The organism is Bacillus pfraonensis, from assembly GCF_050768835.1.
Classification (GTDB): domain Bacteria; phylum Bacillota; class Bacilli; order Bacillales; family Bacillaceae_G; genus Bacillus_A; species Bacillus_A pfraonensis.
Genome location: NZ_JAHCDO010000079.1, coordinates 1 through 6,366 on the forward strand (window position 1 = coordinate 1; position 6,366 = coordinate 6,366).

Below are 6,366 nucleotides of genomic sequence, written 5' to 3' on the forward strand. Positions count from 1 at the left end.
TTTTTGAACGAGTGCTTGATTGAACTGATTTTGTAATTGCTGATTTTCTAATACTTCATCCAATTTCTTTTCTAATTCCGATTTTTCTTCTTTTGAAACAAATAAATCAAGTTCTCCATTTCGCCATGATCGAACTTGATCGTAAGACCATTTTTGTACCTGTATTTTTTCTTTAATTGCTGTTAATTCTTCTATATTTTCCTTCGAGTACCTGCGATGCCCTCCTTGGCTTCGCTCCGTTTGTATATTAAATTCATTTGACCATACTTTTAATAAATCGGGGGTAACCCCTAAACGATCCGCAACAATTTTCGGTGTATACATTTCCGATTTTAATTCCAATTTTCATCCCCCCTAAAAAACGAAATACGTTTTTCCACTCATAAACATTATTCCATCAATATTTTAATCAAAATCGGAATTCACTTACAACTGATTTTACAACCGATTTTAAAAACGAATTGATTTCGAAATACATATCGATTTTAACACCGATATTTATTACTTCTCGATACCAACATCAAAATCTTTTTTCTATATACAAGATTTTATGCAAAAAAAGAATAGCCAGGATCCCCAGAATCCTCGCTAAATCAATCATGTATAAAATCCCGTATATTGATGTTACATAGAAAAGAAAGAAGAACTTAATAAAATCAAGGATTTTCCCTGGTCCTTGCTACCGATAATGGTGCGTTATGTCAACCGAGAATGTATATAATATACAACGTACTATTCTTTTCTGTCACATGATAAGATGGAATAAAAAGGAAGGTTGAGGTTATATTATGAAACAAAAAACAATCTGTACTAATTGTAGCTCAACTAATCTTAAAGAAGGAAAAGTTGGTTATGCAGCTCATGCTTATGTTTGTGAAGATACACCTTCTACTTTTTTTAAAGGAGGATCTCGTTCTAAATTATTAACTACCTTTTGTTTAAACTGTGGAACAGTTCAATCTTTTAGAGTCGAAAATCCAAAAGCATTTAAAGAGTAATGTTAATGAATTAACTTCCAATAACGAAAATTATGTAAATGAGCTGTCCATATAGGCAGCTTATTATATTTTTTGCTTAACGTGGTTTTTTTCAAAATGCTGGCGGTACCCCTAAAAGAACATTTATCGCTAATCTACCATGTAAGAAAATATTTCCTTACATTTTCTATGGTAAAGTAGAAAATCATATAGCAATCTATATCAGATGAACAATCTTTTTCATATAAATATAATTAACTCTGCTAATGAAAGGAGTTGATTACTATGGCCTTTGAAACCAACTGTGCAACCTGTGAAGGAGATAATACTATTCTTAGTGTTCATACTGGAAGAATTGACATTGAATTGCTCGGATTGAATGTAGAGGTGTGTCCGATTTGCATTAGAGTATTTACTTCTGATGGATCTCCATTAACTCCTGCACAAGATGCTCAAGTACAACAAATCATTTCAGCTATTCAAAACCTACAAAATAGCTTCGTCCCAAACCCATAATAGGGCATTATAAAAACTCTTTATGAATAAACATTCATAGAGAGTTTTTATATTTTTTTAAGGTTGTATTCTTGTCTTTTGATCTAATATTTGCTTTTTGGCTAGAGTGCAGGCTCGTCGTGTGGGGGCGAAACCCCACGTATTAAACGTATCGATATATAGTATGAAAACTATTTTTGATCGATTAATCTAAGCGGTTCGGCTCGTATACTTGCTAGTCCAAGTCGAGAACCATTGCTTTGCTTTTTGTCTGTCGGCTTGGCGAGAAAAGCACACGAGCCGAAAAAAGTTCCGCAAGGACATAATAAAAAAAGAAAAGGCATTAGCCTTTAGGTGAGGATGAACGAACCGACTTTTTTTATTATGAAGGTGGAGATTTTTGAGCGTTGTTTGCTCAAAAATACTACCTGTTCCTTGCGGAACTTTTAGCTTTTTAATAATAGTGATAATAGAGAGCATCACAAAAAAACGTGTTAAACCCTTGATATTACTGAGTTTAACACGTTTTTTTAGGTGTGACGAAAACGTCACACTTTTAGCCTTTTTTGTGACGTTTTCGTCACACCTAAAAAATTACAAATATACAAAAAAGATTGTATCAAGTTGATACAATCTAGAAAAATCTAACTGGCAATTTCACCTTTTTACCATTTTGATCTTTAATATTTTTCAAAGAATGTTGAAACAATCTCATTGTCAATTTATCAAGTTTTACTTCATTTTTCCGAGGTGCACAAATCATTATGTAGGGATTTACTATCCATGTTCTAGGACTTACAGTACGACCATTTTCAATAATTTGTCCGGCACCTTCTGGATTAAGTAAAATCTCTTTTTTCTTTAATGAATTCATAACCAAAGAAGTTTTTTCTCTTGATTTTCCTATCATTTCAGCAATTTCAGATACAGTTGCTGCCTTTGGAAGTTCAAAATCATCTTCAATATTTTTTCGTTTCTTTTTGAACTTATCTTCCCTGTTAATAATTACATTACTTTTAAATTCTAAATACGCTTGAATCCGAAATAAAAAATCACCTTCAGCTTGAGTAAAATAACCAATACGATTCAATAAATCTAAATTTCTATGCATCACTTGATTAAATGGTTCACCAGCAAATGGATCTTTATTAGTTCCAACGTAATGATCTTCCCCAGTTAGTTCTTTTAACTGTTGTAAAAGTGACTTTTTAAGTTCTTCAGCTTGATCTCTTTGTTTTACATCTTTCTCAAAATCTCTTTTTCTTGCATTACTATTAGCTTGCTTTAAAGCTTGTCCTAAAGTTTGTTCATTTTCTTCTTTCATTATGTCAATCCCTCCTCTTATTGAGGGAATCAACAAAAATACCTATTTTTTGCTATTTGATTATGAATCAAATTATGATAATCTATAACCAGACATTTAAATTTCAGGTATTTTCGTTGAATACCCATTGAAACGAGCCATGTTGGAGCATGGCTCGTTTTTATTTTATCACACATATAACCCCAAGAAGCACATACATTTTATAACTCCAAGTCATGTCCTCTCTGTTTACCCATCATTTCTTTCTTATGTTCACGTTCAAAATGATTATCTACGCTTTTATTACCCAATTCACTTTTGATAAGTCCTCTAAACGACTGAAATTGGTCTTTAAAGACTTTTTTCGTCTGTTCATATAAAACCTTTATATTCGTCTGCAGACCCTTTATATGAGCTTTTAATGAGCTAATTTCCCTATTTAACACACCGACTTCTTTTTGTAACTGACTTCTTTCTTGTTTCAATGTTCGATTTTCTTCCATCCACCCCTCTGCATGCACTTTTAAACTTTCATTCTCTTTCACAAAATCTGTTTTTCTCAAACGCTCATAATCTTTTTTGATAGTAACAGCTGCATTTACTTGTCTTGTTAATTTTTGATATTGTTCTGGTGATAACACATAATTTCTTGTCTGTTTCTTTGTAATTTCAGCTTTTCCAAACATTTTATCCTGTACTTCTGTTATTACTTCTTTACGCAAAAATGGAATTTTAATAGGTTCATTTGGTACTTGATTCCCGACACTATCCAATTCTTTTTGGTATTGTTTTACCTTTTTTTCTAGCTCTATATATTGCTGACCAATCAGCTGTAACTTTTCACTTTCACTTTTTACTTGTTGTTCCACTGCTTCTAACTCTTTGTATTTATCAGCTACATGTGTTTTCACCATCTGTAATTCATTTACTTTTTCTTCAGCATGTTTCATATGATGGTCAAAAACTTCTAACTGCATTTCTTTTTCATATATTTGATTCTCAACGGTTGATTTCATTTCAGCATATTCCTTGTATTGACGGACTTTCATGTACTTATGTGAACCTACATTCGCTCGTTCAAATTCTGGAATTTGTTCTTTCGCCAAAGATTCAATATAAGCCGTTTCTAATTGTCTCCAATTTGCAATTAACTCCGTCCCTTTTCCTTTTACGCCTTGTTGTTGCAAGGCTCTATCCATTCCGACACGCCTCGTTAATCCTCGACTACTTTCGAAATTCGGTACATAGTTAATATGTAAATGTGGATTGGCTTCATCATCATGTAAAACCATGTTATAAACTGCTAGATTGGGATTTCGCCCTTGAAACGCTTCAGCATACTGTTTTAACGCTTCCTTTTTGGCCTTCCTATACTTTGGGTCATCTTTGCCTTCCCCAATCGCTACGACCAATTCTCGTTGCTCATGCGTCTTTGTATCTTTTCTTATCTTGTCATAATAATCCTTAATTTTACGATCACTTCGTTTTTGCTTTTCATTGTACTTGTCTATCGCTTCTTGAAAGACATCCTTGTATACACTACGGATGTCCTTTTGAACAAAGTAGATATTCTCATCTAACCTGGATGGATCGATGCCAGGATTCCCATGAATGTTTTCTCTGTTATTATGACTCAATGAACTTTGATGAGATTGATTAAATGAAATAGAGAACAACATAAAGTGCCACCACTTCCCCTAGATTAATTGATACCATAAGTCTAGTCTAGCAAAGCGACGAAATGGAGTCAATTAATGTAACCCTATACGTATTTTGACGCTAACGCATCAAAATCGATAGGGGTCTGCGACGCCTTTCGGCTTCGCCGAGCCATGCCTGCATGGCAAAAACCTCGGACTTTGTCCGAACCTACAAGGGGAACTCTTCCCCTTGACCCCCTCAATCGAACTCCCCAACCCCTCAATCCTTGAGGGGATCCCTCGCCGGTAGGCAGGTCAAAAGGTGAACTTTTGACACAACCAAGAGGGTCTTGATGTAGTGATTCTGTCAACTCCTTATCCTCCCTTCGGTCCGGTACCGTTGACAGACACTATAAATCGTCCCCTACATGCTTTTAAGACTATATCCTTAGTTGAAGCAAGGAAAAAACCTTAAAAAACAGATATAAAGCTCCCTTAAGTTATAAGAGTGAAAATAAAAAACCACCCTAAGGTGGTCTTCTTATGTAAGGTGGGAAGACATGCATCTTCCCTTTTGGGTTACCCCGGTGGAAGTGGCGTTTTGTTTCCAAAACTGTTCTTCCTAATTGCATATTATTCAGGAGTTTCAGTTTCGTTCCTATATATTAAAATTGTGTATCTAACCCTTGTTTTTGGATGTAAATGCGAAGGCTGGGGTGAAGCGGGGGGCTAGCCCCTTCTGAAATGAAAGTAAACTTTTGCATATTAGTTTACTTTCATTTCCTTGATTTTATTGACTCTATTTCACTTTACCCATTCTCTCCAAAATCACTAACAAAAGTATACATTCAGAATATAACAAATAAAGAGGTTAGAGCATCGTGGACAAAAAAGAAAAAGAACAAAGAAATACTACAATAAAAGATGTAATTTCGATATCAGCAACAAAAAAATATATATGGAATGAGTTTGGATATAAACCTATCTATATAGATATAACAGAAAAAGTCGATAGAGAAGTTACAGAGCTAATGGGGAATTTATTCTTAGCATCAAAAGAAGAGAAAAAACTGAGACATTAAGTACTTACACAACCAATAGAAAAATTACAAACTGTCTTGCATCTCTGCCTATGACAGCAATGTGCACCTCGGAATGGAAAGTCTAGATATATCTTTTAAAAAACTTAATATTAGGATTTTAAAATACAATGAAGATACTTGTCCAATCTATTTAAAATTTAATAAAAAGACATAGAGTCGTTTATTAACCCGCTACATATATTGTTAGTATATTGTACAAGCAAGGAGGTGATATAATGTCTGGATTTGGTGGCAGTGGATTTGCACTAATTGTAGTGCTGTTTATTCTGCTTATCATTACTGGTGCAACTAGTTATTTTGGTGGCGGATATGGTACCCCTTCTTAATCTTAACCTCCTTATTACCATTTTTAAAATTCAAATAACCAATTGCTTCACATTGATGTGAAGCAATCTTTCTTTATTACTATAGTCTATGTTCAAAACCCCACTCATGCTCTTTTAAAGAAGGAAAAAATGACAGTTAAAATCTTTAATGAAATTAATCTTTAAAAAAACCAAAAAAACCTTTCCATTTTTGTTTCTGATTTTGTTTCTGTATATCTCTAATGTTTTCAAGCAATAACTGATCTCGTTTCTCTAACTTCTTCTCTATAAAAACTTCTAATTCACTGTTTTTACTTTCTACTTCCGTTAATTTTTTCTCTGTATTAGCCAAATGCTCTTTTGTCGTAACTAATTCGTTCGTAATTTCTTGTAATTTTTGAACGAGTGCTTGATTGAACTGATTTTGTAATTGCTGATTTTCTAATACTTCATCCAATTTCTTTTCTAATTCCGATTTTTCTTCTTTTGAAACAAATAAATCAAGTTCTCCATTTCGCCATGATCGAACTTGATCGTAAGACC

The 6,366-nt window shown here is 33.6% G+C and carries 8 protein-coding genes; 4 read left to right on the forward strand and 4 right to left on the reverse strand.

Annotated elements, in window-relative coordinates; translation table 11 throughout:
* Nucleotides 1–342: MerR family transcriptional regulator (locus KFD70_RS28865; RefSeq protein ID WP_431613546.1), on the reverse strand; the 342-nt coding region annotated here is incomplete at its 3' end.
* Between the two features lie 446 nt (nucleotides 343–788).
* Between KFD70_RS28865 and KFD70_RS28870 the strand changes: the two genes are divergently transcribed.
* Together KFD70_RS28870 and KFD70_RS28875 are read left to right on the forward strand one after the other, a co-directional pair.
* Nucleotides 789–998: a hypothetical protein gene (locus tag KFD70_RS28870; protein WP_336454545.1), complete on the forward strand. Its 210-nt coding sequence runs from the start codon at nucleotides 789–791 to the stop codon at nucleotides 996–998.
* A gap of 264 nt (nucleotides 999–1,262) precedes the next feature.
* Nucleotides 1,263–1,493 carry a hypothetical protein gene (locus KFD70_RS28875; RefSeq protein ID WP_336454546.1) on the forward strand — a complete coding sequence of 77 codons (231 nt, stop codon included), beginning with the start codon at nucleotides 1,263–1,265 and terminating at the stop codon, nucleotides 1,491–1,493.
* A 613-nt stretch (nucleotides 1,494–2,106) separates the two neighbouring features.
* On the opposite strand, the gene KFD70_RS28880 is transcribed toward KFD70_RS28875, so the two are convergent.
* A complete protein-coding gene (locus KFD70_RS28880) occupies nucleotides 2,107–2,796 on the reverse strand; it encodes a Rep protein (protein ID WP_336454547.1) in 690 nt (229 codons plus the stop codon).
* Between the two features lie 200 nt (nucleotides 2,797–2,996).
* Nucleotides 2,997–4,454, reverse strand: a complete 1,458-nt coding sequence (locus tag KFD70_RS28885; RefSeq protein ID WP_336454548.1) for a plasmid recombination protein — start codon at nucleotides 4,452–4,454, stop codon at nucleotides 2,997–2,999.
* Nucleotides 4,455–5,296: 842 nt separating this feature from the next.
* Here KFD70_RS28885 and KFD70_RS28890 point away from each other — a divergent pair.
* Complete coding sequence (locus tag KFD70_RS28890) at nucleotides 5,297–5,497, forward strand: hypothetical protein (RefSeq protein WP_336454542.1); 201 nt, start codon at nucleotides 5,297–5,299, stop codon at nucleotides 5,495–5,497.
* Nucleotides 5,498–5,733: 236 nt separating this feature from the next.
* Nucleotides 5,734–5,844: a YjcZ family sporulation protein gene (locus KFD70_RS28895; RefSeq protein ID WP_336454543.1), complete on the forward strand. Its 111-nt coding sequence runs from the start codon at nucleotides 5,734–5,736 to the stop codon at nucleotides 5,842–5,844.
* 154 nt (nucleotides 5,845–5,998) lie between these two features.
* Here KFD70_RS28895 and KFD70_RS28900 read toward each other — a convergent pair.
* A partial coding sequence (locus KFD70_RS28900; protein ID WP_431613547.1) for a transcriptional regulator occupies nucleotides 5,999–6,366 on the reverse strand: 368 nt, incomplete at its 5' end.